The sequence below is a fragment of the Pseudorhodoferax soli genome (genome assembly GCF_003337555.1).
GTDB classification, from domain to species: Bacteria; Pseudomonadota; Gammaproteobacteria; order Burkholderiales; family Burkholderiaceae_C; genus Pseudorhodoferax; species Pseudorhodoferax soli.
This window is the reverse complement of sequence record NZ_QPJK01000011.1, coordinates 130,912-155,438: the sequence shown is the minus strand read 5'-3', so window position 1 is coordinate 155,438 and position 24,527 is coordinate 130,912. Positions and strand designations below refer to the sequence as shown.

The 24,527-nt window shown below is 66.4% G+C and carries 27 protein-coding genes; 2 read left to right on the top strand and 25 right to left on the bottom strand.

Features of this window, described 5'->3' with window-relative positions; translation table 11 throughout:
* Window positions 1–353: 353 nt before the first annotated feature.
* From DES41_RS31365 to DES41_RS31305, 13 genes are all read right to left on the bottom strand, one after another.
* Entirely contained in the window at window positions 354–827 is a 474-nt protein-coding gene (locus DES41_RS31365) for a hypothetical protein (RefSeq protein WP_147283002.1), read from the bottom strand.
* Window positions 828–863: 36 nt separating this feature from the next.
* The gene (locus tag DES41_RS31360) at window positions 864–1,220 is read right to left on the bottom strand and encodes a DUF4156 domain-containing protein (RefSeq protein WP_211333121.1); all 357 of its coding nucleotides are present in this window, start codon (window positions 1,218–1,220) and stop codon (window positions 864–866) included.
* A gap of 120 nt (window positions 1,221–1,340) precedes the next feature.
* Window positions 1,341–1,721, bottom strand: a complete 381-nt coding sequence (locus tag DES41_RS31355) for a hypothetical protein (RefSeq protein WP_147283001.1) — start codon at window positions 1,719–1,721, stop codon at window positions 1,341–1,343.
* Window positions 1,722–2,231: 510 nt separating this feature from the next.
* Window positions 2,232–2,507, bottom strand: coding sequence for a hypothetical protein (locus DES41_RS31350; protein ID WP_114471551.1), 276 nt, complete (start codon window positions 2,505–2,507; stop codon window positions 2,232–2,234).
* 80 nt (window positions 2,508–2,587) lie between these two features.
* Window positions 2,588–2,986, bottom strand: a complete 399-nt coding sequence (locus DES41_RS31345; protein WP_114471653.1) for a single-stranded DNA-binding protein — start codon at window positions 2,984–2,986, stop codon at window positions 2,588–2,590.
* A 76-nt stretch (window positions 2,987–3,062) separates the two neighbouring features.
* Window positions 3,063–3,413 (bottom strand): hypothetical protein, encoded by a 351-nt coding sequence (locus tag DES41_RS31340; RefSeq protein WP_114471550.1) that lies wholly within the window; start codon window positions 3,411–3,413, stop codon window positions 3,063–3,065.
* Window positions 3,414–3,634: 221 nt separating this feature from the next.
* Complete coding sequence (locus DES41_RS31335; protein ID WP_114471549.1) at window positions 3,635–4,825, bottom strand: PFL_4669 family integrating conjugative element protein; 1,191 nt, start codon at window positions 4,823–4,825, stop codon at window positions 3,635–3,637.
* Window positions 4,826–4,833: 8 nt separating this feature from the next.
* Complete coding sequence (locus tag DES41_RS38085) at window positions 4,834–5,439, bottom strand: hypothetical protein (RefSeq protein ID WP_147283000.1); 606 nt, start codon at window positions 5,437–5,439, stop codon at window positions 4,834–4,836.
* A gap of 59 nt (window positions 5,440–5,498) precedes the next feature.
* Entirely contained in the window at window positions 5,499–7,121 is a 1,623-nt protein-coding gene (locus tag DES41_RS31325) for a hypothetical protein (RefSeq protein WP_147282999.1), read from the bottom strand.
* Between the two features lie 22 nt (window positions 7,122–7,143).
* Window positions 7,144–7,602, bottom strand: a complete 459-nt coding sequence (locus DES41_RS31320) for a hypothetical protein (protein WP_114471546.1) — start codon at window positions 7,600–7,602, stop codon at window positions 7,144–7,146.
* 74 nt (window positions 7,603–7,676) lie between these two features.
* Window positions 7,677–8,330, bottom strand: coding sequence for an STY4526/YPO1902 family pathogenicity island replication protein (locus DES41_RS31315; RefSeq protein WP_114471545.1), 654 nt, complete (start codon window positions 8,328–8,330; stop codon window positions 7,677–7,679).
* On the bottom strand, window positions 8,327–10,120 hold the full coding sequence (locus DES41_RS31310; protein ID WP_114471544.1) for a hypothetical protein: 1,794 nt from the start codon (window positions 10,118–10,120) through the stop codon (window positions 8,327–8,329). Before DES41_RS31310 ends, DES41_RS31315 begins: the two co-directional genes overlap by 4 nt.
* Before the next feature lie 127 nt (window positions 10,121–10,247).
* Entirely contained in the window at window positions 10,248–11,168 is a 921-nt protein-coding gene (locus tag DES41_RS31305) for a ParA family protein (RefSeq protein ID WP_114471543.1), read from the bottom strand.
* 467 nt (window positions 11,169–11,635) lie between these two features.
* Here DES41_RS31305 and DES41_RS31300 point away from each other — a divergent pair, with 467 nt between their 5' ends.
* Window positions 11,636–12,094, top strand: a complete 459-nt coding sequence (locus DES41_RS31300) for a hypothetical protein (protein WP_114471542.1) — start codon at window positions 11,636–11,638, stop codon at window positions 12,092–12,094.
* Window positions 12,095–12,118: 24 nt separating this feature from the next.
* On the top strand, window positions 12,119–12,274 hold the full coding sequence (locus DES41_RS38570; RefSeq protein WP_170168343.1) for a hypothetical protein: 156 nt from the start codon (window positions 12,119–12,121) through the stop codon (window positions 12,272–12,274).
* Window positions 12,275–12,529: 255 nt separating this feature from the next.
* Here DES41_RS38570 and DES41_RS31295 read toward each other — a convergent pair whose 3' ends face one another.
* The 12 genes from DES41_RS31295 to DES41_RS31240 all read right to left on the bottom strand — a co-directional run bounded on the left by DES41_RS31295 (window position 12,530) and on the right by DES41_RS31240 (window position 24,527).
* The gene (locus DES41_RS31295) at window positions 12,530–12,790 is read right to left on the bottom strand and encodes a hypothetical protein (protein ID WP_114471541.1); all 261 of its coding nucleotides are present in this window, start codon (window positions 12,788–12,790) and stop codon (window positions 12,530–12,532) included.
* 106 nt (window positions 12,791–12,896) lie between these two features.
* A complete protein-coding gene (locus DES41_RS31290; RefSeq protein ID WP_170168342.1) occupies window positions 12,897–13,265 on the bottom strand; it encodes a DUF4148 domain-containing protein in 369 nt (122 codons plus the stop codon).
* A gap of 425 nt (window positions 13,266–13,690) precedes the next feature.
* Complete coding sequence (locus DES41_RS31285) at window positions 13,691–14,737, bottom strand: LacI family DNA-binding transcriptional regulator (RefSeq protein WP_114471539.1); 1,047 nt, start codon at window positions 14,735–14,737, stop codon at window positions 13,691–13,693.
* Between the two features lie 32 nt (window positions 14,738–14,769).
* The gene (locus DES41_RS31280) at window positions 14,770–15,960 is read right to left on the bottom strand and encodes a fumarylacetoacetate hydrolase family protein (RefSeq protein WP_114471538.1); all 1,191 of its coding nucleotides are present in this window, start codon (window positions 15,958–15,960) and stop codon (window positions 14,770–14,772) included.
* Window position 15,961: 1 nt separating this feature from the next.
* Window positions 15,962–16,729, bottom strand: coding sequence for an enoyl-CoA hydratase/isomerase family protein (locus DES41_RS31275; RefSeq protein ID WP_114471537.1), 768 nt, complete (start codon window positions 16,727–16,729; stop codon window positions 15,962–15,964).
* A gap of 25 nt (window positions 16,730–16,754) precedes the next feature.
* Window positions 16,755–17,906, bottom strand: coding sequence for an extracellular solute-binding protein (locus DES41_RS31270; RefSeq protein ID WP_114471536.1), 1,152 nt, complete (start codon window positions 17,904–17,906; stop codon window positions 16,755–16,757).
* Entirely contained in the window at window positions 17,903–19,108 is a 1,206-nt protein-coding gene (locus DES41_RS31265) for a CaiB/BaiF CoA transferase family protein (RefSeq protein ID WP_114471535.1), read from the bottom strand. Before DES41_RS31265 ends, DES41_RS31270 begins: the two co-directional genes overlap by 4 nt.
* A gap of 266 nt (window positions 19,109–19,374) precedes the next feature.
* Complete coding sequence (locus DES41_RS31260; RefSeq protein WP_114471534.1) at window positions 19,375–20,553, bottom strand: ABC transporter ATP-binding protein; 1,179 nt, start codon at window positions 20,551–20,553, stop codon at window positions 19,375–19,377.
* A 24-nt stretch (window positions 20,554–20,577) separates the two neighbouring features.
* Window positions 20,578–21,408 (bottom strand): carbohydrate ABC transporter permease, encoded by an 831-nt coding sequence (locus DES41_RS31255; RefSeq protein WP_245965962.1) that lies wholly within the window; start codon window positions 21,406–21,408, stop codon window positions 20,578–20,580.
* Window positions 21,408–22,364 carry a carbohydrate ABC transporter permease gene (locus tag DES41_RS31250; protein ID WP_245965948.1) on the bottom strand — a complete coding sequence of 319 codons (957 nt, stop codon included), beginning with the start codon at window positions 22,362–22,364 and terminating at the stop codon, window positions 21,408–21,410. Before DES41_RS31250 ends, DES41_RS31255 begins: the two co-directional genes overlap by 1 nt.
* A 7-nt stretch (window positions 22,365–22,371) precedes the next feature.
* Entirely contained in the window at window positions 22,372–23,619 is a 1,248-nt protein-coding gene (locus DES41_RS31245) for an ABC transporter substrate-binding protein (protein WP_114471533.1), read from the bottom strand.
* A 146-nt stretch (window positions 23,620–23,765) separates the two neighbouring features.
* Complete coding sequence (locus DES41_RS31240; RefSeq protein WP_211333120.1) at window positions 23,766–24,527, bottom strand: SDR family NAD(P)-dependent oxidoreductase; 762 nt, start codon at window positions 24,525–24,527, stop codon at window positions 23,766–23,768.

The window sequence follows — 24,527 nt, the reverse complement described above, 5'->3', positions numbered from 1 at the left end:
GCGGAATGCGAAAGCCCCTTGGTTGACACTGGGCGTTGCCATGCCATAGAGTCGGCCCCGTGCATCGGGGAGTCTTGGACAGCCGGTCCGGACGCGTCGATGAAGTGGAATTTGCAGGGGCGTGAAGCCTCTTTTTTAAGCAAAACTCACTTTATGCGACATACATTACGTTAAGTTATTTCGCAGATTTCGTTGTTTCTTTGCCTAAACGCACGACTTCTGCGACCAATGCTCACCATCTTCGAAATCCCTCCTGGCCGTCACAAGCGCTTACGCGCCTCAGGCCCGTGCCGTGATAAGCCGTCGACGGCCGAGGTGTCCAAACGCTGCGACGGCCGGCCGGGCATGGGTTGTCAGCACTGGGTCACGATGAAGTGATCTCCGCGTTGAAGCCAGCGCCACGGCTTGCCGCCTGGCTCGCTCGGACCTGGCCCAGCGAACGCAACCAATGCAGCAGCTCGCGCGCGTGGCACGTCCGCCGCGACCACGCGACCGAGTAGCAACGGCTCATCGGCAGGAAGCGCCTCCCGCAGCCCGCGGCGGCCACGCAGCCATACGCTCCACAGCATTGGACGGGTCGACAGCCCCACGGCCTTGACGTAGAAGTGACCAGCGGGGTGATCCTCGGCGGCTTCGTGCCGAGCCAGCGCCTCGGCCTCATCGGCCTCGAGCGCCCGGACCTGCGAGACATGCTCGGCACGGCTCTGGCGGTCGAACACCATGACGTCCCACAGCGGCAGCTTCGCCACAAGTGGAGAGTTTTTTTCGGGAGTGCCTGGCCACGGCGTGTGCCGGGGTCCGCCGCTGGAAAACTGAGTGCTCGTCATGGAAACCTCCTTGGAATTGCTGCTTGAACCGCCTGGTCACTTCGCCGGACAGGCGTAGACGTTGCCTACGATCGTGGTGCTCACGTTGCCCGTGCTATACGGATGCGTTGCGTTCAGCGTGTTCTGCATCGCGACGACGTTGCCGCCCATGGCCGCGGCCTTGTTGCGCAGGTCGTTGCGCGCGCCGACCATCAAGTTCTCGTTGGACGTGAAGTCGCCGCTGAACACGTTGCCCTGGCTGCCGATTACCTCACCGAGCGCCTTGCAGCCCGTCGGCCTGGCCGAGATCAGCTCTACGGCAGCGCCGCCCTGGGTCACGGGTACGGCCGAGCACGCCGTCAGGGCTAGCAAGGCGACGGCGGCGATCGGGTACGAAGCTTTCAAGATGTTCACGGTTTCTCCTGGTTGGTTCGAACTCTACGAAGCGCTCGACCGGAGCGCTTGGATGAACACGGCCTGTTGATGCAGAGCGCAGGGCTGGACTACCGTCCAGCCCCGCCCCCGCGGTTTTCCTCAGGCTACGCGGCGCAGATGACGCGCTTCGGCCTGCGCGTCCTGGTTGTGCGCGACCCGAGGGATCCGCACCTGCGCACGCACGCTCGCGACGAAACGCCGGCGTTGATGGGCGGCACGCACCGATGCGAGGCACCCACGAACACACAGTGCGATCCACGACGCGATGCCGCGGCAGGCCTGCGTGACAGCTGCGAACCGCACGCCAGCGCGATGAGCCTTGGCGTATCGGATGTGCGCACGCTTGATGGTCTCCAGCGCCTTCAAGTGCACGCCCGGGAAGGCGTCCTTGAGCCGCGGATTCGCATCGAACTGCGCGATGACGATGCGGGCCACAACGACGTCGTGCACGCGCTCGAACACCTGGTGCAGGTGTTGCATGTCGACGCCACGCGGGTTGAAGCCGCTGGCATCGCTCTTCGAGGAAGAGGACTGTTGCATGGTGATCTCCAGAACATTGGGAGACCACTGCCCATCTGGGAAGTGGTTCCCAGAGGGTTAATGAACGATGACTGCCTTGCCGATCTTGGGGACCGGTATGCCGCTTCCAAAGGCTGAGCGACTGCGAGTGCTCCGCAGAGCAAGCACCATTGGAATCTAGCAGGAAGGGCATCGATCGCCAACCATCGATACATCCGGTGCCACGCCCTGCGGCACCAGCTCCGCCGAAGTCAGAGCCTGGCATGAAGTGCCTCGCAACGCTGCGCGCGGGTAAGGCCAGCAATGGAAAATTTAGTGCCCGGGTTTCGCTCCGGGCGAGCGGGAGAGATCTGGTCTTCTTCAGCCCACACTTCCTAGTGGACAGGGGGCAACAAGCCCAGCGCCATGAGCTTACTCGGCCAGAATGACTCCACTGCAATAGGCCTCGGGTGAATATGCACATTTCGGGTTTCATGAGCCCGTCACATGCATTGGCCGACCGGTCGTCAATGCCCCCAGCGGCCTGGCGGTGAACATCCGGCGGCCATTGATGTTGGTGCACTTGGCGCGCCCGCCTGCGATCAGGGCGAGCAGCGTGCGCTGGGTTTCCTTCTCGCCCCATCCGGTGACGCGCGTCAGAACCTCCAGGGTCTCTGGTCCGTGCTGCAGGACCTTGGCGAGCGCATCTTCCTTGATGGCAGCTGCGCTGACGCTCTCGGGCGTCGATGCGCTGTTCGATGCTGGCATTCGAATCTCCTTGTGCAGGTACTGTCGGCACACTGGCACCACAAGGTAGTTCGGGAATTTCTTTGTCAGCCCTGACCAGGTCAGTCGGCCATCTCCTCCTCGCGCTGGCGGGCCGGCGCAAAGCGGATCTCCTCGACACGGGTCAGGACAAGCGCGACGTCCTCGGCTACCACTTTGATGACCTCGACCTCGTTGCCGTCATCGTCCTTGCCGATAAATTCACGCTCTTCGCCGATGACGAGAACCCGGGCGCCCTTGCGCAGGTGCTTGCAGACGTCCTGCGCCTTGGGGCCATAGATCTCGACCTCGCGCCAGAAGCCGCCGACCTGCTCGATGTTGCCCTCGCTGTCCCGGGCATACCGGCCGAACATCACACGCATGGTGGCCACGAAGAAGTCGCCGGAGTCGTCCTTGCGCCGGATGTGCTGGCCCTCGGGCGACTTGGCCAGGTTGCCTTTGCCGATGAACAGGTTCTGCATGTTGCTCTCCTTGGTGCTGGGGATGAAAGGCTCCGGTGCGGCACCACACACCATCGCCAGAGAAATCGTGGATGTCTCAGACCACGCGTGGCAGCACGTGCTGTTCGCGCGCGAGAACGTCAACCCGGATCTTCTTGAGCGCATCGCGGGCATGCAGGTGCGCCTCGTTGAGGCTCAAGGCGTTCTGCGACATGGCTTCGACCCACGCGCGGGACTCCGTGGGCCAGCCCTCGACCAGCTTGCGGATCTGCTCCAGCGACAGGTGCCGCTTGGATGCGCCAGACTCGCGCCACCGCAGGAACGCATACCCCGTCGATCCGCGGCGGTGGACCATCAGGTAGACCGGCGTGCGGGCCAGCTTGGACAACGTGCTGAGATCGACCATCTCGCGCTCGATCCCGGCGAGCTTGTCAACGTAGTGGCGCAACTCGATCAGCGTCCCCCTACCCTTAAGGCCCTTTGTGTCAACCGCGTCTTGACACCGTCGGCCTGCCACCGTATCTGCCGCCCAGACAGCCACGTTGACACAGCCTCGCACAGGAACGGCTGGTACACCTCTGCTCGCTCGCTCCTGCGCCAGGTTCACGACCACACCCGCACCCGCAGACGCATTGGCCCCAGCGCGATGCGATGTCAACTGCTCCAGCGTCACGACGAACCTCCTGCGCCAGCCGTACCCGCGGGACCGCTGCCGCCAGCGTCGCCCTCCTCCTCCGCTGCCTCAGCGCGGGCCAGTTGCAGGCGCATGTGCGCCAGGAACTTGCGCTCCTCGGGCGATTCGCGCAGGTGTCGGCGGGAGTGCGTCGGTTTCAGGACGCAGCCGAACACGTCGCTGGGGACGGCGCCAAACACCTCCAGCGCGAACTGGGCACGCTTGGCGGCATCCTCGCCAATGCCCTCGGCGAAGTCGCTGCGGCACAGATCCTTGATCTCCTCCCGAGACAGCCAGCGGTCGAACCTGGCGGTCTCGTACCAAACGCGGCGGATCGTGCGATTGACATCGGAGATCGACTGGCGCACCACATCGTCCGTACGTAACGACTTGCGCTCGAGCGTCTTCATCAACCGGATGAAGAAGTCGTACAGGCCCACCAGCTGCATCACGGCATACCCGTAAGGCGAGCGGAAACCCAGGTTCAGGACCTTGGGCTGTTCCGAGCGCAGGACCGACAAGGTCATGCCCCACTTCTGCTGCGCGGCGAGCAGCGCCTGCGCGTCAGCGATGGCCTTCTGCAGCTTCGCGTGGACTTCCTTCATGGCGTGTTCGTGCCGGATCAGAGACCAGTCCGCGTACGGGTTGTCCCGGCCGGTGAGCAGCCAGAGCGAGCGCAGCACGGCGCCCATCCTTTTGCCGCCGATGATTGGCGCAGCGTTCGTCCCGGGTTCGCGCCGGCGGCCCAGGAAAAGCCGATAGGCCTCCAGCGTGTGCACCTCCATCTGGTCGACGGTGTCGTCGACCAGGCGACCCATTTGGCGCATGCCGATCGCCTCCTCGCGCGATGCTTCATGGTCGGCACCCATGTTCCGCTCGTACTCCGCCTTCAGCGTCTGGACGCGGTCCTCCCGGTCGAGCAGCTCGATGTAGCGGTCATACAGAGCACCGAAAGGCTTGTCCTCCAGGCCTTCCGCGATGTGCGGCCCCAGCAGCTCGCGCTCGCGGGCGATGGAGTAGCCGTCCGGGAACGGCGAGTTCGGCTCCGTCAGGAAGGCCGAGGGCAGCGGGCCGCCGATCAGCGCCGGCGCGCGCGGCGCGGCGTCGATCGGTGCTGCAGCGACCGGCTGTTGAGCTGGGACAGCGGCGGTCTTCACGACGGCCTTCTTGGTGGATGCGGTAGCCATGGAGTCTCCTAGTTGAGTGGAGGTGGGGTCGCACCGCCCTGAGGCTCAGATGCGGAGGAACTGCGGACGGGCTCTAGGCCACGAGGGGAAGCATCAACGTCTGGCCAGCTCGACGGGATCCCTGAGGAACAACGCCCTCGCTCTTCTGACCATGCATCTAGAAACGGAAACAGCTTCGCGCTGAGGCCGGGCAAGCGGCCGTCCAGAGGCCGCCGAAGGAGCTGCAGCACTGCTGCGCGGTCGACTTTGACCAGCGTTGCGGTCTTGCGGTGGATGCGCACATGAATGAGGCTCTGCTCCTGCAGACTCTTGAACGAGCGCTTTGCAGCATTCCGATCAAGGACGCCGCTGAGCTGCACATGCGACATCAACATGGATGTGGTGGTGAACTCCTTGACGTCAGCCCGTTCCTTGAGCAGCACCCAGAGAACAGCGGCATCGGCAAAGTGGCGCAGGCTCAGGAGGAGGTGGATGAACAGATCCCGGCCGTCGACATCGAGCTCCCTCGAACAAACCTGCTCCGTCGGCGAGAGGCTCGACACCGCTTCGGGAATGCTGCGTGGCTCATTTCGATCCACATGGCAATGATTGCCACGTGGATCGTTTTGATCCACGTCAGCCAGTGAGGGGGATTTCACCCCACCTGCACGTTCGTCAAGAACACGAGGCGACATCAGCGACCCACCTTCTGCTTGAACTCAAGGCGCAGCGCCTGGAGCTTTCTACGAGCTTCCTCGCGGACTTCAGGGCTCCTGACCAGAGGCGTTGTGGGGCCTGGCTCGACCTGAGCGCTGACGCAACGGTCCTGCCGCTCCTTGGCAACCTGATCAGCGAAGGAAAGAAAGGCTCCGGCAGCACACGCGCGGATCAACCCCAACATCCAAGCGACAGGGTTGTGGATCGTCTTGGTCGGAATCCGCAGTTGCCCTTGGAGCTCGTCGAGCAGACGCTGCCGCAATTCGACGGGTGCCTGCGACAGTGCTGAGCGCAGCCCATCGATGACACCCACCGGGAGCCGTCCCGGGAAGATCAGGCCGTCGAGCTGATCGGCGCACGGTGCTTGCTGGACCGGCTCAACTGAACGACGACGACAACCCTCCTGCGTTGCGCGGGCCGCATCCTGGCTGCGCAGGTTTGTTGTCGTAGTGTTTGTAGAACCTGTTTGTATATAGCTTGGCGGTTTGGGCACCCTAAGTTTGGCGCTTTGGGCACTTTGGACCGGCACAAGTTTGGCGGTTTGGGCACCTGGCGCAGCCGCAAGCATGGCGCTTTGGGCAGGGTCGCTCAGAGGAGAGACCACTGTTGCACCTACCGTCACAGCCCCTTGGGACGCTGCCGCCGACGGATAGTGAAGTTGCTGGAAATCAGCAACTTCATGTCCACGGCGGTAGGTGTCGAACATTGCCGTACGGAGCAACGCCAAGCCGTTGAACTGGCCTGCCTGTGGTCGGGCACCTGGCTCGCATTCAATGAGCAGGCTCGGCTGCACGATCAGACCGAGGCTCCGCTGCTGGGGCTCGATCCCCTTCGCAGTCTTCTCAGGCACGCTGCGCAGCTTCGCGACGCCTTGGCCGCGCACGCAGGCAAGGATTGCCTGGATGTTGAGATGCACCATGGAGGCTGCGTTCGTCGGCAGCGTCAGGATCCCCAGTTGCATCAGCCGTTGGCGAACGCTGCGCTGCACCTTCGGCGACAAGCACAGCACGCGCTCGACCTCAGCAGGCTCGACGCGCATCACATCAGCGCTGTGGCCAGCGAGAAGGGCCTTGCGCTGGCGCCGAAGAACGAACGACAGGAACAGCCCGCCGGCGGCACTTCCAGCCAGATCACCTAAGGGGCGGTAGAAGCTGACGCTCTTCTGGAACCAGGCCCAGGCCGTCTCCACGGTCGCCGTTCCCGCATCGATGACCTCGAGGCGGTTCGCCAGATGGCGCAGATTCAGGCGATAGTGCATCCTGGCTGGCCTGCCGACGAGCTGCTGCTCCAGGAGACCCGCCGTCCCAAGGGCATCCCTCACCGTGTCCTGCTCGCGCCTCGACAGCGAAGTCGCCTGCGCGATCTCGTGCGAGGACAGGTAGAACCACCCTTGTCGCTGCGGGTTGTTCTTGGCGGCATGCCGCGACCAGTACAGGCACAAGCCGAGGAACAGCGCAGCTTTGTGGCCGAGATGTTGTGCAAGCGTTGGATGGAAGGGAACGAAGCCCCGGGCATTGAGGTGCTGGAGCACCAGCTCGCTCTCCATCGAGATCGTCAGTTTCGGATCCGCGGGACTAGATTCGCCGCGGATGGTGGCCAAGGCCACAGCGCTGGATGCCTGCTTAGGCATCGCGTGTGCCGCCTTCAGCGCTTGCGCCAGGGCTGCCCTGGCAAGCCCGCGCTTGCTGCAAGGCGGCCAGGAGCGGCTTGGACTGGTCGGTCATGATCTCGCGCAACCGACTCAAGTTCACGGTGTAGCTGCCGGTCTTGCCGCGCACCCCGTCGACCTGCAGCAGACCCAGATCTTCAAGTTGACGCCTGCATCCCGCCTGCTGTGCTCGCGTAATGCCCGTCGCGGCTTCGCAGTCGGCTCCGGTCATGTGAAACCGGTAGCCCTCGTCCTGCAGATGCGCCCGCTCGGCGCTTAGCTCCACGGACATGCGTTCGAGCACGTACGACAGCCACAGCGCCGACACCACGTTGCCCGTGATCTCGACGTAGCCGCGGTTGAAGGCGATCGTTTCCTGTCCAAACCAGTGCAGGAAGCGCGCTTCTTCGCGCAGTGCTTCATCACCATCCACGCCGACAGCAGGGGGGGGTGGCTCTCGGAGTATTGGGGCCCGTTGCCGAGGTCTGCGATTCGTGGAGTCCAGCCTCATTTCCGCTGCACCAGCCCGGTGATGCCTTGCAGCTCGCGCGGTTCGGGTGCGGTCACCGATGCAGACCGGCGGCCGCGCGGTTTGTCCTTCTCCTTGAACTCTTCCAGCGTCGAGACGAGGGTGTCGATGCTGTGCGCCATGAAGCGCTGGTGAAGCTGGTACAACAGTCTGCGATACGTAGCATCTGGATGCTGCGTGCAGATCTCGGCCCATGCCTGGTGGATCGCTTCACGGACCGCGGGGTCCTTGGGCAGCGGGGTCCGCCCAGGGCTGGCGCCGCCACCGGGCAGCAAGGCTTTGCGCATGGAGGCGACCTCGTCATGGGACCGCTTCCACATCTCGCAAACCATGTTCCGGTTGGCACCGTGGATGATGAAGTACTCGTACAGCTCCTGGTCTTCGCGGATCCGGTCCAGGCGATGCAACTCTCCTACGATCTCCTTGATGGATAGCAGGACGTACGTCGTGCGCAGCCGGCCAGCCACTTCGAGCAGGTCGCGGGCTTTGCGCTGGCGAAGGTCGTCCAGCAGGCTCGCCGGGCACCCTTGGCGCAGCAAGAGGTCCAGCCCCTCCTCCGTTTCGATCTGCTGGATGACGGACTGCAGCGCCAGATTGACGAAGCCGTTCTCTTGAAGTTGAACGGTGATCATGGCGTGCTCCTTCCAGGCGGGGTCTCGGACATTGGGTTGAATCGAAGCTGGACACCCCGCAGCATGTGGCTGTCGGGCTCCAGCTGCTGCAGCGAACGGCGCAGCTCAATCACGCGGGATAGCGAGGCCCCCAGCTCAGGATCGCTCAGCAGCGTCCAGAGGACGTTGGCGGGGATGTGCAGCTCGAACACCCCCTGCTCGCGATCGACCAGGCCGCAAGCGGCATAAATGCTCTCCCCAAGCACCCGCGCGAACGCCATCGCGCCTTGCGTGCGCTCTCGCGCCCAGCGCGTCGCCTGGATCAAGGGATCGTCAGCGACCGCTCGCCAGTGCTGTTCATGCAGCTGGCCAGACATGGACGCCAGAAAGTGCCACAGCATGCCGCGGCGCTCCATCTGGCTCGACACGTCCAGATCACCGATGCGCGCGAGGTTCTCCGGGATGTCTGCAAAGAAGCCGAACGGCATGCTGTCGATGGCCAGCATGAAGTCGTGAATTGGCACCACGCCGTTAACTTCGGTGATGGCCTGCACCATCTGATCACGCATGCGCGCACGGCGCACAGAAACTGCCTGCTCGGCCGCCGGATGGGCGCCTTGGGATTCGGAGACGACATCTCCGGCGCGACCTGGATGCACATGCTGCAGTTCTGACGGGTGCCTCGCTTGCGTCCCCGCGACAACGCCGGCCATCGGGCTCAGCGGCCTCTGGACAGTGGGGCTGGGCGTTGGCGGAACTGGCTGCAGGTTGTCGGCCGCGCCCGCCGGCGCTACCACAGGCTCCGCCAGCGCCCTAAAGGCCTCCTGGCGTGCGCTTGCTGTGGAAGAGGATGTGGAGACGCTCGCAGGCGGACGCAGGGCGAGCAGGTCGCTGCTTTGCAGCCGTGGGTCGGCCGCGATGGCTTCCCCCATGCGCTCGAAACCGGAGCGCTCGAGCCCCAGGAGGTCCGCCAAGGCTTGTGCGAGGTCGCGTACGACGCGTGCCGCCTCCAGTTCAACTGGCACATGCTCGGACGGATCCCGAAGTCGGTTGCGCTCCTCGAGCTCGCGCAGGCCGGATGCGGAAGCTTCCAGGTACGCGAAGACCACCTGAGCAGCTTCGTCGCTCTTGTCGAACCGCCCCGCGACATCCAGGAATCCGGACAGCCGGGGCCGCAGCGTCACGTTGACCTCGAACGCGCGCAGCCACGGACCGATCGGCCGCAAGAACTCGATCGCGAACATGAAGTTCTGGATCATCCTGACGCCGAAGTTCATCCCGCGCTTGTTGAGCTCGCGGTGCAGTTCGCTCCCGATCAGTGACTGCTCGGGGTGTTCTTTCTCGAACTCCTCCTTGAACGACTGCACCCCCAGCGCCTTTTCCCAGAACGAGGTATCACCCCTGTTCTCGTTCTCTACCAGGTGCGCCGCGACCACGTCGAATTCGCTCTTCCAGGCCTTGATGGCGACACGCAGCTGCGCGAAGCGGCTGTCGCCATCGGCGTGCAGTTCCTTCGCGATCGCCAGGCGCGTGTTGCCACCTCCGTACGGGAAGTACCTCGTTCCGCCCGGCCGGCGCGTGACCGTCAAAATGTTGGTGATCCCATCGGCTGCAATCGACTGGCGCAGCTCCGCGTACTTGGGGTTTCGTGAAACGCGCGGGTTGTGCTCGTAGAAGTCGATGTCGTCGATCGACAAAATCGTGACCGCGCCGTCGATTTCCATCCGCGGATCGAGATGCGCCGAGGCACTCGGCCGCTCGTTCAGCGTCGACATCAATGACGCGCGGGCCCTGTCCAGGCTGGAGTTCATGGAGTTCTCGTGGGAAGGATGGGCAACGGCCTGGTCCGCGCCTGGCCAGCTACCGGGGTCGAGGGCACGGAGCCGTGCCTCTCGCTGCGTCGCAGTGAGGGTTTCAGGAGTACGCATGGCATGGCCCTCATTGCAGCCCGATGCCGGACGACTCCATGACCGCCTCGGCAAACACAGGAGCCGGGACGCCGTGGTTACGGTGGTTCGGTGCGTAGACACCCTGCAGCGAGGGGATCAGCTCCCACAGCAGCATGTGCATCGCGTCGGCTGCACGCTGCGGGTCGATCCAATGCACAGGAACCCGGGCCGTGGCCGCCTTTCGGAATGCCACCGCGCTGTGAATGGCGGTCTGCACCGTGCTGACCCGCCCGCGCATCTGCAGGTAGCCCTCTCGGATGAGGCTGGACATCTCACGGCTGTCGCGCGTGTTCTCCGTGCGATTGATGACCGCCCGCATGGCTGGCACCTTGAAACCCATGTTGGCGGCTTCCTCGTGCCGCTTGATCAGGTGCCGCGTGCCATCGATGAACTCGCGCGCGGAGAGTACGTCCGGTGTGACCGGCGAGATCAGGATGTCTGCGGCATTGACTGCCGCGTCCTGCAGGTGGCCCAGCGCGCCCTGCGTGTCGATGATGGTGAAGTCGTAGGCGCTAGCCACGGCCTGCTGGTTCAGCGCCATGGAGATGCGCACCAGCCGGTCGAGCCGCTGGCCAAGCCAGTCCTGCAGCTTGCCCTCGCGCGTATCGGACAGGACGATGTCAATGTCCGGCATCGGGTCCAGCTCGGCCACGCCCTTGAAGCCGCCCTCACCGAACGGCAGACGCACCGTCGAGATGCAGTCCCGGGTGAGAAAGCCTTCGGAGACGAGCTTTGTCACGCCGTACGAGGCAATGTGGCCAAGCTCGAAGTACTTCGAAAGCGACGGCTGCACGTCCGCGTCAATCAGGAGCACTCGAAAGCCAAAGTCCCTGAGAAGACCTCCCAGGTTCGCAGTGAGTGTCGTTTTACCCACACCGCCCTTTGGCGCGACCACTGTAAACGTAAGCATTGTGTAACTCCGCTGATTGGAAAACTCTCAATCACGGAGTCCTGCACTGCCGGCTTTGCTACACCACTTTCATAGCGGCAGCATTAACCCTTCTCCTATTTATCCGCCACTCTGATGACGAGAAGTGCAAATAAATTTAGAGAATGTATGTCGTGTAAGGTAGCAGTGAGATCTCGCGCGTTTCGCGTTGCATTTCAGCGATTCAGCTGCCGAGTGACCACTCGTTGCAAGCCATGCAAGCGACACGAAAGCGCAACGTGATATAGGGCCATTGGATTGGCGCCGTCTCCAGCGGATACGATCGACGCAAGTTCGTGGCCCATGTGCCCGACAGAACCGGATCAGGCTTTGAGATCCGGACGTCAGCTTTCCAAGAGCTGGCCAAGCCAGTCATCCAACCCGCGCGGGCGTCTCATCGTTCCGCTGGGACCGGTGGCGTGTTCGCGCCCAACTAGGAGCATCGATGCATGTCACACCAACAAGAACCCAACCTGCACGCCCTGGCAGCCGAAGCCTCCAGAGCACGCAAAGACCGCGAGCAAGGCCTGAAGGCCAAGTACCGCGTCATTCCGATCGAAGGGCTGGAGCAGCTCGTCAACGATCCGTCTTCCCCGCTTTCATTCGCTCAGCGCAAGGAGATCCGAAATTACCTTTTGCTCGGCAAGCGAGAGCTCAAGACCGAACTGGAACGAATGGAACGAATCGGGCACGTCTACGAGAAGACGGGAATGCCAATGGCAGTCACCAGCTTCTCTGCTTACACTTGGTTGGTCCATTCAATTGGGCTATCTGGGACACTTAGGGCAACGATGGATGTGCTCATGTTCTTCCTTGCGGTAGTCATATGGATGTCCATCAACTGGGCAGCTTGGCGGCGCGTCGAAAGGGCGCGCAAGATGCTGATCGAATTGGGCAAGGTTGACTAGAATCCGACTTAGAAGGGAGCGGCCATGGAAGAAATGAGTGTCTTTCTACGCGTGGTGCTCGGACTGATCGTGATGTCGGTCCCTGCCGGATTGGTTTTTCAAGCAATGTTGGCCCTTAGACGGGCTGACAAAGAAATGGATGAAATCTCAAAGCAGATTTGGGGCGAAGTGCGCTCTTGAAGCGTTTTGATTGAAGTCAGCCTCGAAAGGCCCTGTGCATTCCGCACAGGGCCTTTCTCATTTGGCAAAGGGAATCACCACTTTCCTTCACATAACCTTTATCGCTTGAACTTGCATCGCTCCGGTCGATGCGACGAGATTCGAGAGCTGCGAAAGGTTCCGTCCACAAATGAGTTGGCGCCCACCACTGTCTGTCGGGTGACGTGCATCAAAGTCTGTTCCAACACAGCAAGTCGGCGGTCGTCGCTGAACGGCTCAGCCCGTGGTGGCCTTCAGCGCTCTCAGTTGCAGCGCCAAATCCAACAGCTTGCTTTTGCCGGCCTGCCGCTTTACCGATCGCCAGTCTTCCAGGATACCCAAGGTCAGCGCGAAGTGTTCGTCGTCGAGCCCAGAGAGGCGATGCACCTCGAAGGGCTGCTTCGATTCCAATGCAATGATCAAGTCGGCGACGACGATAGAGCCGTCCGCTTCTGGTCTACTGGCGATCCAATGGGAGGCTTGCTTCACTGCTTTCATGCGGGTCGATCCTCGGGATGGATGGCGTTCATGCGACGATCAGTAGCTTCAACGCGTTCGCGACCAAGGCAATGCCGAAGGCCGCGAAGCGCCCACACACAGTTCATCAAAGCTTGCCGCCGCCCATCGTGCCTTCGCGCACAGCCTGCGCGGCTTCGGCATGCACATCGGCACGACTGCGCACGCTCAAAGCAGCCCGGCTGTTGCCCACGTCCGAGCCTTCGCCCATGATCTGCGGGCCGTTGACGGCCAGATCGCGCTGCACTTCGGCGCGGGTGACAGAACTCTTGGACTTGCTCACCTGGGACACGTAGCCGACTTCGCCGGTCGGCGACAGGCGGCCTTCGGCGCGTGCCTGCAGGTATTCGGCGCGGACCTGCTCGCGCGTCAACGGCGCCTTGGAGGAAGCCTGGGCTTGGGCACCGATCGCCATCAGAGCGGCCAGAGCGATGAAGGTGAAGCGATTGCGGGACATGTGAGGTTCCTTTCGTTTAGAGCCTGCGCAACATCTGCGCATGGCTGCTAGTTTCGGAAGGGAAACCTCGCGTTCGCGGACCGAAAGATGACGTTTTTGTTACCTCAGCGCGTTGAAATGTAAGTCAATCGGAACTGCGACGTACGCACGAGACAGTCTGAACCGACACGTGGGCATGCCACCAAGCCGGCTCTTTGGCGGCGTCTGCTGCCACGTATGGCCTCTTCCGTCATGGGTTACGGGATTCTGCCGCCAAGCCGGTCGCGTCAAAGCAAGTCGCGTTCCGTTAGGCGCCGCATCAGCGCGCCGATGTCAAAGCCGATGCCACCCGAATTCTGATGGGGCCAATCCATAGCGCATGCACCATCTCAAGATGGGTCGCGGCTACCTCACTATCATCAACGAAGAGAAGGCATAGAGAGGGCTCAGGCGCTGCCGCGCTCGATCAGCTCGAAGCCAAGATCGCGCCGGCGTGCCGCCACCGGCTCGCCGCGCAGCCGCTGCACCAGCATGCGCGCGGCCTCCTCGCCCATGCGCACCGTGGGCACAGCCACCGTGGTCAGCCCGGGATTGAGTTCGCGCCCGACCTCGTAGTCGCCGAAGCCGACGATGGCCAGCTGGCGCGGCACGGCGATGCCCTGGCGCTGGCAGGCCAGCAGCGCGCCGGAGGCCAGCAGGTCACTGGAGAACAGCAGTACGTCGCTGTCCGGAAACTGCGTGCGCGCGGCGTCCAGCAGCACACGGCCGCTGCCCATGGTGTAGGGCAGGTCCTCCATCACCACGGTGCGGGCGGGCTGGCCCGCGTAGTGCCGCGCCATGCCGGACACATAGCCCTCCAGCCGCTCGCGCGCCCGGTCGTCGCCCGGCCGCGCTGCGGCGACGAACACCGGCCGCGCATAGCCGCGGCGCTGCACGTAGGCCACGGCCGCGGCGATCGCCTCGTGGTTGGAGAAGCCGACCAGCTGGTCGATGGGCTTGCGCGTCCAGGCCCAGGTCTCGACGACCGGGATCGCGGCGCGCTGCAGCATCTCGCGCACGGCGTCGGTGTGCCGCGTGCCGACCAGGAAGAAGGCATCGGGCCGCCGGCCGAGCAGGCTGCGCACCACGTCTTCCTCGCGCTCGTGGCTGTAGTCGCTGTGGCCGATGATGACCTGGTAGCCGGCCTGCAGCAGCACGTTGGACAGGCCCTGCAGCGTCTCGGCGAACACCGAGGCCGCGATCTGCGGGATCACGGCCGCCACCGTCATGCTGCGGTTGGACGCCAGGTGGCTGGCCGCCAGGTTCTGCACGTAGCGCGTGCTGCGGATGGCGGCTTCGACCCGTTCGCGCGTCTCGGGCGTGCAACCGGCCGGATCGCGCAGCACGCGCGAGACCGTCTGCGCCGACACGCCGGCCACCTGGGCCACGTCGGCCATCGTCACCGCGGCGGTGCCGGGGCGCCGCCGCGCACGCCGTTTCGTTTCTTCTTCCATGGGTGGCCGCGATTCTGCCGCCAACGCCCCGCTCAGGACCGCGGCGCCAGCAGCCCGCGCGCGGCCAGGTTCTGCATCAGCGCGCCGATGCCGAAGATCCAGGGCGGGATGCGGTCGCTGCGGCCGACGCGGTTGACCAGGCTGCCGAGCCGCTCGGCGCGGATCGCCACGCGGTCGCCCTCGTGGTGCGTGAAGCCGGCGCCCGGCGCGCCGCGGTCCTGCGTGGGCGCGAACATGGTGCCGCAGAACAGCAGCATGCCGTCCGGGTACTGGTGGTGCGGGCCCATGGCGTGGCGCACCAGTTCCAGCGGGTCGCGGCTGATGCGCGCCATGGAGCTGGAGCCTTCCAGCACGAAACCGTCCTCGCCCTCCACGCGCAGCTGGACCACGGCCTGGCGCACATCGGCGATGCCGAAGTCGGCGTCGAACAGCCGGATGAAGGGGCCGATCGCGCAGGCGCCGTTGTTGTCCTTGGCCTTGCCCAGGAGCAGCGCGCTGCGGCCTTCGAAGTCGCGCAGGTTCACGTCGTTGCCGAGCGCGGCGCCCACGGTGCGGCCCTGCGGGTCGACCACCAGCACGATCTCGGGCTCCGGGTTGTTCCACGACGAGCCCGGGTGCAGGCCCACCGGCACGCCGGTGCCGACCGAGGCCAGCGGCGCGGCCTTGGTGAAGACCTCGGCGTCGGGCCCGATGCCCACCTCCAGGTACTGCGACCACAGGCCCTGGGCCAGCAGCACTTCCTTGAGCTGCTGCGCCTCGGCCGAGCCGGGCCGGATGCCGGACAGGTTGTCGCCGACCACGGCCACGACCTGGCGCCGGATGGCTTCGGCCCGGCTGGCGTCGCCACGGGCCTGCTCTTCGATCACGCGCTCGACCATGCTGGCCGCGAAGGTCACGCCGGCGGCCTTTACGACCTGCAGGTCGTTCGGCGCGAGCAGGTGCCGCTGGGCCGGATCGGGGCCGTGCGCTGCCGTGCTGGCCAGCCAGTCGTCGAGCCGGCCCAGCGACGGGCCGTCGGCGGCGCGCACGGCGGCCACCGCGTCCTCGCGGGCGCACAGCGCGGCCATGGTCGGCGCCAGCGCCGAGAGGTCGACCAGCGCGCCGTCGCGCACCGTGACGAGCGTGGGGCCGCCACCCGGGCCGGGCACCCAGACGCGGCCGACCAGCAGCGCGCGCGGCGCATCGACGGGCAGCGTGGCCGCCGCTTGCATGCGTTCCTGCATCTCAACGCCCCTGGAAGGAGGCGGCACGCCGCTCCTTGAAGGCCTGGCGGCCCTCGGCCGCGTCGGCCGTGCCGAAGCACACGGTCTGCAGGTCGCGCTCGTACTGGATCGCGGTCTCCAGCGGCATGGCGTAGGCCGCGCGCAGGTTGGCCTTGGCCGTCTCCACGGCGATGGGCGGGCGGCTGGCGATGGCTGCGGCGATGGCCTGGGCCCGCGCCAGCAGTTCGCCGGCCGGCACGAGTTCGCTGACCAGGCCCCATTGCAGGGCCTGCTGGGCCGTGATGGGGTCGCCCTGCATCAGCATCAGCGCCGCGTTGGAGGCGCCGATGCTGTGCGCCAGCATGTACGACATGCCGCCGCCGCCGATCCAGCCCAGCTTGACCTCGGGCGCGCCCAGGCGCGCGTGCTCGGCGGCGATGCGGATGTCGCAGGACATGGCCGTCTCCAGCCCGCCGCCCAGCGCGTAGCCGTTGATGGCGCAGACCACGGGCTTGCGCAGCGCGCGAATCGCGTCGCAGTAGTCGGGCCGGTTGCGGAATTCCCAGGGCGAGGCGTAGCCGTCCAGCTCGGCGATGTCGCTGCCGGCGCAGAAGGCCTTCTCGCCGGCGCCGGTCAGCACCACGGCGCGCACGTCGGCGCGGGTGTTGCAGTCCTCGACATGGGCGACCAGCGCATCGGCCATGGCCGGTGTGACGGCGTTGAGCTTCTCGGGGCGGTTCAGCGTGAGGGTGGCGACGTGCTCGCGGACCTCGAACAGGATGTGTTGCATGTGCTTGGATGTGAAGGTGTCGGAATCAGACTTCGCTGCCGGCGGGCCGGTGGCGCGTGTACAGGTCCTGCAGCCGCGCGAGCGCGGTGGCGGCGCCCCAGCGTTCGGCCAGTGCGCTGCGCACCAGGGCCGAGGCCTCGGTCTGGAACGGGATGTAGCCCGGATGGCGCGGCCGCACGATGGCGGCCTCCAGCGTGGCCTGGGTCTGCGCGAAGAAGCCGTTCCAGGCCGTGTTGACGCGCGGGTCGGCCCAGGCGCTGCGCGCGCTGGGCTGGCCGTCGGCGAACGGGATGAAGCCCTCCTGCAGCGCCGGGCTCAACAGCTGTTCCAGGTGCTGGCGCAGCGCAGCGTCGACGCGCGCGCGACGGCTCACGGCCAGGCCGGTGCCGCCCAGCGTGGAGCCCAGGCCTTGCGGGCCGGCCGGCACATCGGCGAAGTGCAGTGGCGCGCGGCCCGGCGCGGCCACCGAGTAGTTGACGTAGCCGTAGACCAGCGGGCAGTAGACGGCCGCGCCACCGCCATCGCCATTGCCGGCCATGGCCGCGAGGATGCCGATCGGGTTCAGCCCGGCCCAGCCGGCGTAGGCCAGGGCATGCAGTTCCGCCAGCAGCGCGTAGGCGGCCTCGGCACCGGGGCCGGCGAACAGCTGGCCGGGATCCTGCGCAGCGGGGGCATCGCCATGGGCGGCCGCCATGCTGAACAGCGTGAGCGCCGCATGCGGGCCGGCCAGCGAGAGGCAGACCGGCTGGCGCCGCGCCAGCGCCAGCACCTCGCGCCAGTCACGCGGCAGCGCCGCGGCCAGCCGGTCGGCGCGGGCCACGGCCACCTGGGTGGCGGCGTCCAGCGGCAGGGCCCAGTGCACGCCGGCGTAGTGGTAGCTGTCGAAGCTGCGGCCGATGCTCTGCGCGCGCCAGCGCGCCAGCGCCTCGGCGCCGAACAAGGACTCCAGCGGCTGCAGGCACTGGCCGGCCACGGCGTCGCCGATGTGCGGATGGTCCAGCACGATCAGGTCGTAGCGCTCGGCCAGGTCCTCGATCGGGTGCGACTCGAAGCCCTCCAGCGGCTGGCGCTCCCAGTGCAGGTCCAGGCCCTCGGCGCGCGCACGCTCGGCCGCGCGCTCGAGCGCCACATAGCCGCGCGGATGGTCCCAGGTCAGGCCACGGTAGCGCGGGCTCACAGCGTCTCTTCCCCGATCACCTTGGCGGCCAGCAAGGTGTCGATGCGCTCGGGCGCCCAGCCCAGCTCGGACAGGATCTCGCGCGTGTGCTGGCCGGTCACGGGCGCGCCGCGCTCGACCTTCGACGGCGTGCGGCTGAAGCGGATCGGGAAGCCCGGCGTCTTGACACGGCCCTCGGTCGGGTGCTCGTACTCGACGAAGGTGCCGTTGTGGCGGATCTGCGGGTCGTTCATGACATCGGCGTAGCCGTAGACCGGGCCGGCCCAGATGTCGGCCGCGCGGAAGATCTCCAGCCAGGCCGCGGTGCTGCGCGTGCACAGCCGCTCGCGTGTGAGCGCGAAGATCTCGTCGCGGCGCGCGAAGGTGTCGCGCTCGTCGTCGAAGCCGGCCAGCACCGGCGCGTCCAGTGCCTGGGCCAGCGCGGCCATCTTGGGGAAGGCCAGCGCGAGGAAGCCGTCCTGCGTGGCGAACACGCCATAGGGCGCGCGGATGTAGACATGGGCATGCGGCTCGGCGCTGCGCTGCTGCGGCTTGCCGGCCACGCTGTAGACCGACAGCTCCTGCATCTGCAGCGCGACGATGGCGTCCAGCATGTTGACCTGCACGAGCTGGCCCTCGCCCGTGCGCTCGCGGTGCAGCAGCGCGGCCAGCACCGCCTCGAACGCGGTGGAGGCCGTCACCGCGTCGACCAGGTACTGGCCGGCTGGCGTGGGCGGCTCGCCCTCGCGGCCGGTGGACAGCATGGCGCCGCTCATGGCCTGCAGCAGCAGGTCCTGGCCGGGCCAGGACTTGTAGGGGCCGTCCTCGCCGTAGCCCGACATGGAGATGTAGACCAGTTTCGGGTTGATCGCCGACAGCGTGGCGTAGTCCACGCCCAGGCGCTCGGCCACGCCGGGCCGGTAGTTCTGCAGGAACACGTCGGCCGTGCGCACGAGTTCGTACAGCGCGTCGCGGCCTGCGTCGCTCTTGAGGTCCACGGCCAGGCTGCGCTTGTTGCGGTTCAGCGAGAGGAAGGACACGTTGATGCGCTGGCCGCGCGCGCCGCCGGCTGACACATGGCGCTGCCATTCTCCGGTGACGGGCTCGACCTTGATGACGTCGGCGCCCAGGTCGCCGAGCCGCTGCGCCGCAAACGGGCCGGCCATGGCGATGGAACAGTCGAGGACCCGGTAGCCGCCGAGGATCGTGGAGGAAGTCTGCATGGTGTGGTGGTGTTGGAGGGAAAGGGTTCAACCTAGATTCGGCAGTTGGATGCGCCCGAGGGCGCCGTGATCGGCGTGCCAGGCAAGGCGCGACGACGCGGCGCACTCCTGTGCGCAAGGAGGAGCAACGCGGCATGGCGCGGCGAGCGCGGTGCCGGCGGGTGCATAGCGTGCTCACCCGGCAGGTGAGCGTGAGCGAAGACTCCGAATCCAGTGTTCATGCGGTGTTCCTGAAGGCTGCGAGCGGTCAGCTGCCGAATCTAGGTTCAGTGCGCGGGCTGCGCGGTGGCGAGGTTGCGGCCGGTGGTGGCGTCGAACAGCACGGCCTGCGCGGCGTCCACGCCCACGCTGACGGTGTCGCCGACGGCCAGGTCGGTGTAGCCCGGCACGGTGACCATGAGGTCGGCGCTGGCCGCGCCCTCCTCGTCGTGCAGCGTGCGGGCCTGGTCCAGCGCCACGGCCACGAGCGACTCGGCGCCGACGTGCTCGACCAGCGCCACGCGCCCGGCCAGGCCGGTGCCGCTGCGCTGCAGCGACAGCGCGTTCGGACGGATGCCCAGAACCACCGGCGCCTGCGGCCCGGCCAGGCCCTGCAATGCGGCCGGCAGCGCGAGGCGGTGGCCGGCGATCTGCACCGTGGCGGCGTCCGCGCCCATGGCGGCTTGCAGCAGGTTCATGGGCGGCGTGCCGATGAAGCGCGCCACATAGGTGTTCGCGGGCGCCTCATAGATCGCGCGCGGCGTGCCGAACTGCTGGACCACGCCGTCCTTGAGCAGCGCGATGCGCGTGCCCATGGTCATGGCCTCGACCTGGTCGTGCGTGACGTAGACGAAGGTGCCGCCCACGCGCTGGTGCAGCTTGGCGATCTCCGCGCGCATGCTGGTGCGCAGCTTGGCGTCCAGGTTGGAGAGCGGCTCGTCCATCAAAAACACCTGGGGCTGGCGCACCATGGCGCGCCCCAGCGCCACGCGCTGGCGCTGGCCGCCAGACAGCGTGCGCGGGTACTTGTCGAGCCAGTCCGTCAGCGCCAGCGTGCGCGCCGTGCGTTCCACCAGCTGCGCCACCTCGGGCGAGCGCTCGATGCGGCGCTTGGCCATGCCGCCCAACAGCGGGATGTGGAACCACCAGCGGTGCTGGCGCATGATCAGCGGGAAGGCGATGTTGCGCCGCACCGTCATGTGCGGGTACAGCGCATAGGACTGGAACACGAAGGCGATGTCGCGCTCGGTCGGCGGCAACTCGTCGACGCGGCGGTCGGCGATGCGGATCTCGCCGCCGCTGATGCTCTCCAGACCCGCGAGCATGCGCAGCAGCGTCGACTTGCCGCAACCGGAAGGGCCGAGCAGCACGAGGAATTCGCCATCGGGCACGTCGATGGAGACGCCCTTGACGACATGCTTGTCGGCGAAGTTCTTGGTGATGTCCTGCAGCTGGATGGAAGCCATGGTCGGTCTGTGGGTTGAAGACGCTCAGCCCTTGACGCTGCCGGCGGTCATGCCGGAGACGACGTGGCGCTGCACGATCAGGTAGAAGAAAACGGCCGGCAGCGTGTACATCACGCCCACGGCCATCACGGCGTCCAGCGGCGTGCTGAGCTCGCCGATGAAACTGGCCAGGCCGACCGATGCGGTGTGCAGCCGGTCCTCGGTGACCAGCGTCTGGGCGAACACGTACTCGTTCCAGCCGTGGAAGAAAGAGATCACGGCGGCAGCGGCCAACGTGGGCGCGATCAGCGGCACGACCACCGAGAGCACGATGCCGATGCGCGAGCAGCCGTCCACGCGGGCCGCCTCCTCGACCTCGATCGGCACGCCGTCAATGGCGCCCTTCAAGATCCAGGTGATGACGGGCACCGTGAACGCGGTGTTGGCCAGGATCAGGCCCGACAGCGTGTTCAGCAGCGACATCTGCGCAAAGATCGCGTACAGCGGCACGATCAGCATGGCCTCGGGCAGCATCTGGGTGGCGAACAGGCCGAAGCCGATGGCGCCCTTGCCGCCGAAACGAAAGCGCGACAGCGCGTAGGCCGGGAACACCGCCAGCGCGATGCTCAGCACCGTGGTGCCCACCGCCACGCAGAAGCTGTTGAACAGCCAGGTGCCCACGGGCTTGAGCGAGAACACGCTGGCGTACACCGGCAGCTGCGCCAGCGAGGGCAGCAGCTGCGGCCGGTCGGCGAACAGGGCCTGCGTGGGCGTCAGCGAGGTCACCAGCATCCAGTAGATCGGGAATGCGGCGACGCCCAGCAGCACCAGCACTGCCAGCATGCGCAGCGAATGGCGCGTCATGGAGATCGGCATCAGCACGCCCCCGCCTTCTCGGCACGCGCCTGGTGGCGGAAGTACACCAGCGTGACGACGAGTGCGATGGCCACGCCCACCATGCCCACGGCCGCGGCCTGGCCGAGCTGGTGGTTGACGAAGGCGCGGCGGTACAGGTCGATCACCAGCGTGTTGGTGGAGCCCACGGGGCCGCCCTGCGTGAGCAGCCAGATCAGGTCGAAGCGGCGCAGCGACCAGATCGTGGAGAACAGCGCCAGCAGCGCGACCGAGGGCCGGATGGTGGGCCAGACCACGGCCTTGAACACGCTGAGCCGGTCGGCGCCGTCCATGACGGCGGCCTCGCGCAGCTCGGACGAGACGCCCTGCAGCGCGGCCAGCAGCACCACCGAGGCGAACGGGAAGATCTGCCAGACTGTGGTCAGCAGCACGGCCGGCATGGCCAGCTGCATGTTGTCGAGCCAGTTCTCGCCGCCGGCGGCGATGCCGAAGGCCCGCAGCGTGTGGCCGAACACGCCGTACTGGGCGTTGTAGATCCAGATGAAGATCAGCGCCACCGCGACCGGCGGCGCGGCCCAGGGGATGGTGACCAGGGCGCGCGCGATGCCGCGGCCGCGGAACGGTGCGTCGAGCAGCAGTGCTGCCGCCAGGCCGAAGCCGATGGCCGACAGCACGCAGACCACGGTGTACAGCAGCGTGGTCAGGATCACGCGGTGGAAGTCCGGGTCGGACCAGAGGTCGGCGTAGTTGCGCAGGCCCACCCATTCGCTCTGCGAAGCCGTCAGCAGCGAGGTCTGGGTGAAGCTCAGCACCAGCTCGCGCAGCAGCGGGTAGCCCTGGAACACCAGCAGGTACAGCGTGGCCGGCAGCACCAGTGCGTAGGCGGTCAGCGGGTGCCCGTCCAGCCGCGCGGGTCGGCGCACCGGTTGCGCGCGCGGCGTGGCCGCGGGCGGTGACAGCATGGCGTCGGTCGACACGGCCACCTCAGCGCTTGAGCACGCGCGTCAGCACGGTCTGCTGCGCGTCGTTCATGGCCTTGGCCGGGTCCACGCCGCCCTGCAGCACGCGGATCACCTGCTCGATCACGATGGTCTGGATCTCCGGCGCCTTGACCTCCAGGCCCTGCGGCAGGGCCGGCACGGCGTTGGCGGTCTGCTGGTCGTAGACCGTGATCCAGGGCCACTTGGCGACCTCTTCGTCCGTGCGTGGCACGGCGATGGCCACGCTGGAGGCACCGTGGATCAGCTGCAGCTCGCGCTGCGCCTCGGGCGTCAGCATCCACTTGAGGAACGTGCCCGCGGCCGCCTTATTCTTGCTGTTGGCGTTGATGCTGATGGGCGCGAGGATCATGCCCTGGGCCCGCGTAGGGAACGGCGAGGCTGCGGCGCCGACCTCGAAGCCCTTGGCCTGCGTGGCCAGGTTGGCGGCCACGCCGCCGTTGTCGATCTGCATGGCGATCTTGCCCTCGGCGAACATGCGCCGGTAGGTGGCGGCGTCGGCGCCCTTGGGGATCACGCTGGCGTCGTAGACCTTCTTGTAGGCGGCCACACCCTCGATGACCTTGGGGCTGTTGATCGTGGGGTTGCCCTGCGCGTCGGACCAGCGGCCGCCGAAGCCATAGACGTAGTTGCACAGGTCATACCAGAAGCCGCCGCGCTCGGCCATGGTGGCGCGGTAGGCGTAGCCGAAGTTGCCGGCGCCGGTGGCACCCTTGGCGGCGGCCAGGAATTCGTCGAAGTTGGCCGGCGGGGCGCCCTTCAGCAAGGCCTTGTTGTAGACCATGGAGTAGTTGCTGACCTCGAACACCACGCCGTAGCGCTGGCCGCCCACCTTCATGTACTGGTCGGGGCCGGTCAGCGGAAAGGCGCCATCGGCGATCACGTCGCCGATGGGGGCCAGGCGCTTGGCGTCGACCGCGGCATAGAACTCGGGCAGGTCGAAGCGCACCAGGTCGGGTCCGGCGTTGCCGCCCATCTGCGTGAAGATGGTGCTGGCGAAGGACGAGAACGGGACCGTGACCGGCTGGATCTCGACCTGGTCCTGGCTCTGGTTGAACCTGCCGATCCAGGCGCGCATCTTGTCGCCGCGGCCGGGCTCGGCGAAGCTGGCCGCGGCGAAGGTCACGACCTGCTTGCCGGCAGGGCTGGCCTGCTGTGCCTGGGCCGACAGGGCGGTGCACAGCACACCGAGAACGAGGGCCGCGCGGCGGCCAGTGGAAAGGTTTGGTTTCATGCGTGTTGTCTCCAGAGGCTCCGGCCCCGACCGTTGAGGTGGTGTCACGTCTGTTTAGCGCTAACTATTAGCGCTAACATGCCGAACTGTACGAAAGCCGGAGCCGCTGCTGCACACGGGATTTCCCTAGGCTGGGGTGGTTGGTGCTACTGCATCACCCAGCCGCCGTCGACATTGAGCGTCTGGCCGGTGATGAAGCCACTGGCGTCGGAGGCCAGGAACAGCATGGCGTTGGCGATGTCCTCGGGGCTACCGCGGCGCTGCACGGACTGGTGCTGCAGCACGAAGCGGGCATAGCCTTCGGGGTCGGGGTGGATCTTCTCGGCGTCGGTCGGGAAGGCGCCCGGCGAGACCGCGTTGACGGTGATGCCGTGCGGCCCGAGTTCGCGCGCCAGCGCGCGTGTCATGCCCTGCAGCGCGCCCTTGGAGGTGACATAAGGCAGCAGCAGCGGCCAGCCGCCGTACAGCGTGATGCTGGTCACGTTGAGGATGCGGCCGAAGCCCTGGCGCTTCATGTGCGGCAGCGCGGCCTGCACGCAGGCCAGGGGCGCGTCGACGTTGACCGCCTGCACGCGGCGGTGGTCGTCGATGCTGAATTCCTCGACCGGGCGCGACGGGTAGATCGCGGCGTTGTTGACGAGCACCTCGATGCCGCCGATCTCGTCGAACAGCGCGGCCAGCCGGGCCGACAGCGCCGGCAGGTCGGCCAGGTCGGCCTGCACGAAGCGCAGCCGCGCACGCACGGCGGGCGACTCGCCCTCCCCCTGTGCGACCAGCGCCAGGCCCTTGGCCGCGTCGTGGTCCAGTGCCAGCACCTGGGCACCGGCGCGTGCGAAGGCCCAGCAGATGGCCTGGCCCAGCCCGCCGGCCGCGCCGGTCACGAGCACTCTCTTGTCTGTCATGTCCAT